4 protein-coding genes and 1 pseudogene are annotated in these 4,987 nt (G+C 66.0%); 4 read left to right on the top strand and 1 reads right to left on the bottom strand.

Annotated elements, in window-relative coordinates:
- From AA75_RS49460 to AA75_RS52060, 4 genes and pseudogenes are all read left to right on the top strand, one after another.
- Positions 1-816: hypothetical protein (locus tag AA75_RS49460; RefSeq protein WP_158515525.1), on the top strand; the 816-nt coding region annotated here is incomplete at its 5' end.
- 116 nt (positions 817-932) lie between these two features.
- On the top strand, positions 933-1,139 hold the full coding sequence (locus tag AA75_RS18555; RefSeq protein WP_033821208.1) for a hypothetical protein: 207 nt from the start codon (positions 933-935) through the stop codon (positions 1,137-1,139).
- Between the two features lie 210 nt (positions 1,140-1,349).
- Positions 1,350-2,023, top strand: a pseudogene (locus AA75_RS50945) (transposase); the annotation flags it as partial.
- Positions 2,021-3,031 carry a transposase gene (locus AA75_RS52060; protein WP_359895208.1) on the top strand — a complete coding sequence of 337 codons (1,011 nt, stop codon included), beginning with the start codon at positions 2,021-2,023 and terminating at the stop codon, positions 3,029-3,031. The pseudogene AA75_RS50945 and the gene AA75_RS52060, both read left to right, overlap by 3 nt.
- Positions 3,032-3,379: 348 nt before the next feature.
- Here AA75_RS52060 and AA75_RS49455 read toward each other — a convergent pair whose 3' ends face one another.
- A complete protein-coding gene (locus tag AA75_RS49455; RefSeq protein WP_051812725.1) occupies positions 3,380-4,675 on the bottom strand; it encodes a hypothetical protein in 1,296 nt (431 codons plus the stop codon).
- Between the last annotated feature and the right edge of the window lie 312 nt (positions 4,676-4,987).

Genomic DNA, 4,987 nt, shown 5'->3' with positions numbered 1-4,987 from the left:
GGCGCCGACCCCATCAACCACACCGACCCCACCGGCAACGTCAGAAAGAAAATTGTCGACGCCGCCGCTGACGAGTTTGAATCTGGCCGCGACATCGAGCGGAGAAGCCCACAGATCAACAATATTTCAATGAACGCAATGCCGGAGCCCTTGGCGCCAACCCATAATTCAGTCCCTAAACTACTAGGGCCTCCAGCTGGATCAAAAAGGGCACCCGAGGGTGAGGCTCGGGTTGCAATTAAGCGCTACCCTCCGACTGCGATAAAATTTGCCAATAGCCCAGAAAAGCCCACCCCGGAAATGATTCGAGCATGGAGCACGGTTAACAATTGGGTGGCCCCGTTCAAGAAGGCGGCGGGTGCCGATACGCAAGTGAAGATCGTGAGGGAAATTCGCAAAAATAGCGTGGACCCAAATGGGACGATGGGGACATGCGCTCCATTCACCTGGTGCGCCGCCGTCGGAATTATTAAAAATAAGTCCTTCGCTCCCACCAAGGAGAAGATGCGAAATTACAAATCCGTTTATGGGCCCGATAGCGCATGGCGGAATATTGATTCAAACTTCATTGAGTCCTTGGCCGTGGGGCAGATCCATGCGATATCGAAGGCGGCGGTAGAGCCTGGCCTTCCTGGCCACATATCACTCCTGACCACGACGGAATTCAAAGGGGTCAAGGAGTCATTCTACTTCGACCAAGGTCCAGGCTGGGGAAAGCTTGATAGTTGGCTTGCTGACGATCCGAGTCCAAGCGGAAAGAAGTACAAGAACCCCACGGCAATCTACCTGGGAACCACTACTATGCCATTCAAATAGTTGACTCCGCCTGGGTAGCCAGGGCTGGTCCGCGCTCTGGTCGAGTGGGCCATGCATCCCGGCGGCAGGGCTCGCACGCCTCCCTCCACGTCGCTCCGAACCGCGACGATCTCGACATGAGAACGGTTGCGGTAGCGCTGCGGGACAAGGGATTCGATGCCGACGACTTCCTCGTCGAGGCGACTGCAACTGGCACGAAGGTGCTTGGGCCGGCGAGGAAGTTCGCCGGCCGCCACCGCGAGCGCTGGGATCACGAGAGCGCGTACTGCGAGATCCGGGACGGTGACCCGCTGAACTTGACCGTGAGCAGGTTCCCGTTCTGACTGTGCAGGTCGCCCCGGGCGAGCAACCCGGCTGGTATCACGGCGACGCGGCAGGCCGCCTGCGCTGAGCTTGGCGTTTGTCCACGCACGTCACTCGACTTGCTGATCTGCGGTTCTTCCCGGGACAGCAGAGGCGGCCGTTCTCCACGCTTCGAGGTGTCGAGTCAAGAGGCACGAAAGAACGGCCGCTGAGTATGAGTCTGCCTGCCGATGTGCCCGCTGGGTGATGCACTGGGCGTGCTGTCCCGCTTTCGGGTCGAGTTCTACGAGTGCCTTTACGCCCGCGCGGATGTGCTCTTCGAGCTCACGGATGCGGTGCTGTGCACGGACGGGCCGGTCAGGACGCTGGTTGAGCTGTCGTTGGCGGCCGGGCACCGGCGCGGACACAGCGCGCTGTGAAGAGGGTTGGAGCGAGGCTGGGTCGACTCGCCCGACCGCGCAAGGTCCTGGCAGGTCTGCCGCTGCCGCGGGCTGCCGACGGGCGGATCGTGCCGGCCGTGGACGTGAGCAACTGGCTCCGTCCCGATGCCCCGACCAGCGACGAGCGTCTGTTCTGCCATGTCTACGGGCGCGGGGACCGCAGCCGGGGCCAGTTCGTGCCGGTCCGGCTGTACTCCTTCGTGGCCGCGCCGGAGTCCGGCCGCACCTCCTGGGTCGCGGTGCTGGATGCCGTGCGCCTGGGGCCGGCCGACGACGCGACCGCCGTCACCGCCGTCCAACTGCGTGACGTCGCAGGGAGGTTGATCCAGGCAGGACACTGGGAGCCGGGCGACCCGGAGATTCTGATCGTGATGGAGTCCGGCTACGACGTCACCTACCTCTCCCCCGCCCTGGCCGACCTGCCGGTGATTCTGCTCGGACGCCTGCGCTCGGACCGAGTCATGGACGACGCGCGCGACCATGCCCGGCGCGTCGAAACCAGCGACACCGCGGACGCCGACGACGAGCCCCAGCGTGACGACTGGCCGAGACTGTCACGGCTGTGTGACCTGCTCGCCAGGGCCCGCACGGCCCGGGACCGGCCTTATCAGCGTGCCCTGCCATCCGCCAACGAGACAAGGATCAAGATCGAAGCTGCCGAACGCATCGTGGCCCGCGCAAAGAGGCGGCTGGCCGCGGAGATCGCGGCCCACCAAGAGAAACTGAGGGGCCACGAGGCTCGGGCCGAGGCCGGCCGGGCAGCAGGCCGCCGAGGTGCCACCGGCCGGCCACCCGTCCCCATGGAGCACAAGACCGTCCTGGCCCGGCAACAGGCCCGACCGGCGAAGACACTCGTCCATCTGGAGCGGGCACGCAGCCCCGAGTCAGGGCCCTCCCCGACCGCCGTCGCCAGCCTGAGCGATCCCCACTCACGGCTGCAGCTCGGCAAACGCGGCGGCTACCTGCGGGGATACAACCTGCAGACTGTCTGCGCGCGCCGCCAGATCCTGCTGGCCATCGACCTGCACGACAACCCGTCGGACCGCACCGCCCTGGTCCCCATGGTCAGGAAGACCCAGGAGAACCAGCACGCGGCGGGACTGCCGGGCGGCATCCTGCTCTGGCTCGCCGACAGCGGATACGCCAGCGCCGCCTCCTTCGAGGAGCTCGCTGATCTACCACTGCTGGCCTCGGTCACCAGTGAAGCCGACCAGGCAGGATTCCCCGCGAAGCGCCAGACCGCCCCCGCCGGCCAACAGGCCATGGCCGACCGCCTCGCCACCCCGACCGGCCGAGCCCAGTACCGCCAGCGCAGTGCCCTGGTCGAACCGGGCTTCGCCCAGCTCTTCCAACGGTTCGGCCGACACCTCAACTACCGCAGCCGCCGAGCCGTCGACACCGAGATCAAGCTCCTCGGCACCGTCCACAGCCTCAGCAAACTCCTTGCCAGCACCGCAAAATCGCGCTCTTGACTCCCGGGCGGGGGAAGTCGTGCGACAGCCTCCGGCCCGTCCGGCAGCCGCGCCGAAACCGCCCCGACCAGGACCGGGACGGCCGCTCGGCTCGAAGAACAGGCAACAGGCCCCACGCCACAACGTCGGCAAGGCGGCCAAAGGAGCCGAATCGATCAAGGAACATCAAAGCAGACAAGGATAAACGCCAAGCTAAGGGGGCGGCGAAGGCCTGGCTGCCGTTTTCCCGTCCTACCTCTTCGCTGCCGCCCGCACCTCAGCTGGGACTATCACGATCTGATTCATGACGCTCCTCGTGGCGGCCTGCGGTCTTGGAGGTGCTGCGCTCTCGGAGGCCTTGCAGCGGGGTCAGTTAGTGCAGTTGGGGATAGGGATGGTGCTTGCCTGGCAGTTGGTGGGGTTGTTGTTCTTGATGACGGAGAAGGTGTTGTGGATGGCGGCGGGGGTGTAGAGGCTTGCGGCGAAGACGCCTGCGGGGCCTGTGGTGGAAGTGTTGTCGGTGATGCTGCTCAGGGACAGGCTGACGGTGCCGCCGTTGATGTAGAGGCCGCCGGTTCGGCCGCCGGCGGTGTTCCCGGTGATGCGGGTGGCGTTGAGGTTGAGGGTGGCGGCGTAGTTGCCGATGCCGGCGCCGTTGCCGTGCGGGGTCCGGTTGCCGTTGATGGTGCTGGCGGTGACGGTGAGCGGTGCGCCGTTCAGGATTCCCCCGCCGATGGAGCGGTCGGCGCGTTCGGCGTCGGCGCTGTTGTCGGTGATGGTGCTGGCGGTGATGGTCATCATGGGGCCGGTGTCGTGGAGGACTCCTCCTCCGAAGCTGGCGGTGTTCCCGCTGATGACGGTGGTGCTGACGGTGGTCGCGCTCCGGACGACGAGTCCTCCGCCCGACGCCGAGGCGTGGTTGTTCTCGATGCGGGACAGGGCGAGGGCCATGGAGCCGCCGTATTGGGCGATTCCTCCTGCGAGTACGGCCGCTGTGTTCTCGCTGATGACGGTGGTGTTGATGGTGGAGGTGCCGGCGGCTTGCAGGAGTGCTCCGCCTGATGAAGCTTGATTGTTCTGAAGCCGGGACTGGGTGAGGGTGAGGGCGCCGTTGTTGTAGATTCCTCCGCCGTTGTCGGCAGTGTTGTCGGTGATGGCGAGAAGGGTGCCGCGCAGGGTTCCTCCGTTTTCGACGAGGATGGCGCCTCCGGCGGCTCCGGCGCCGGCTCCGGTGGTGTGGCCTCCGGCGAGGGTGGCCAGGTTGAGGTTGAGGGTGCCGTGGTCGGCGATGTCGAGGAGCCGGAACAGTGGTGCGTTGGGGTCACGCCGGATGGTGGCGCCGTTGCCGTTGAGGGTGATGGGGGTGGTGATGGCGGGTAGTGCGGTGTCGCCGCCGGCGGTGGCGGGCTGGGTGTAGGTGTAGGTGCAGCCGGGGGTGAGGGTGATGGTGCCACCGGTGTTCGCATTCGCCGTTTTGATGGCTGTGGTGAGGGCGGCGGCGTCGCAGGGAACTGTGCCGGCAGCGTGGGCGGGGGCGGCGGTCAGGCCGGCGGCGAGTGTCGCAGCGGCGAGGGCGATCGTTGCTCGTGCTGCGGTGGCCCAGGTCGGTGCGCGGCCGGTGTGCTTCGCGGTGGTGTTGCTCTGCTGTGCGCTGGCATCGTTCATGGTTACCCCCTGGGGGCCCTGATGATTATTGGTTTTTCACTGTATGGAGCGCTGGGAGAGCAGGTCAGGGAGGGACGGCGGGGCGTAGGGGAAGGGAGCTGTGCGCGGTAGCCGGGCCGTGGGAGCAGTACTGTTCACGGGTTGGTGTGTATCCGATGGTCGGGGACGGCGCCCCGCAACGCTGGCGCGCTCCACCCCGTCAACCTTGCCACCACAGGTCAGACCCGGTGCGATCCGGGATCGCACGTCACCACCGGACAACTGCACGCCGCTCAGAAGCCGTTGTCGTACCGATAGCGACGGGCGTGTTTC

The sequence above is a fragment of the Kitasatospora sp. MBT63 genome (assembly GCF_000710465.2).
In the GTDB taxonomy this organism is placed as follows: Bacteria; Actinomycetota; Actinomycetes; order Streptomycetales; family Streptomycetaceae; genus Kitasatospora.
Note: the sequence above shows the minus strand (reverse complement) of the source record. Positions and strands in the feature narration are given on the sequence as shown.